Here is an 867-nt window from a genome sequence, read left to right on the forward strand (position 1 = left end):
ACGCATATTGCTGAGAAGAATGTGGGTCTTTCAGGTCAAGGTTTCTATAACGATGTGATGGTACGTCATGATCAGTTGGTGGGTGAAATGCTTGATCAACTAGACGCCTTGAAGATCGCAGATAACACGATTGTTATGTACTCAACGGACAATGGGGTTCACTTCAACACGTGGCCTGACGCTGGTATCACGCCTTTCCGTGGTGAGAAAAACAGTAACTACGAAGGTGCGTACCGGGTACCTGCGATGGTTCGTTGGCCTGGAAAGATCAAGGCGGGCAGTATCTCTAATGAGATTATGGCGCACCTCGATTGGATGCCGACCTTCGCTGCAGCTGCCGGCGATTCAAACCTGAAGGCCGACATGCTGAAGGGTAAAGCGTTCGGCAAGAAGAAATCGAAGATCCATCTTGATGGCTATAACTTCCTTCCGTATCTCACTGGAGAAGTAAAAGAAGGTCCGCGAGATGTCTATCACTACTTAAACGATGAAGCATTCCCAGTTGGTATCCGTGTTGGTGATTGGAAGATGACTTACGCAGAGAACCGAGGAAAAACCATGGCACTTTGGACGGAGCCGTTCACAATGCTACGTATGCCTAAGGTGACTAATTTACGGCGTGATCCTTGGGGTCGTGCAGAAGAAAACTCAAACTCGTACTATGATTGGATGATAGACAAAGCGCCTTATATCTATCTAGGCCTATCGACGACTGCCGAGTTTCTTGCGACGTTCAAAGAATACCCGCCAAGCCAAAAGCCGGGTTCTTGGTCGGTTGAGGCTGTTTACGATATGTTCGTAAGCAAATCCGGAGGCGAGGAATAGTCTCCCGTTCGTTAGCAAAACCCGCTTTATTGGCGGGTTTTG

1 protein-coding gene is annotated in these 867 nt (G+C 48.3%); it reads left to right on the forward strand.

Features of this window, described 5'->3' with window-relative positions; all coding sequences use genetic code 11:
- The coding region (locus A3751_RS20135) for a sulfatase-like hydrolase/transferase (protein WP_156492675.1) at positions 1–825 on the forward strand (825 nt) is incomplete at its 5' end.
- Positions 826–867 lie beyond the last annotated feature (42 nt).

It is taken from the genome of Oleiphilus sp. HI0080 (assembly GCF_001635135.1).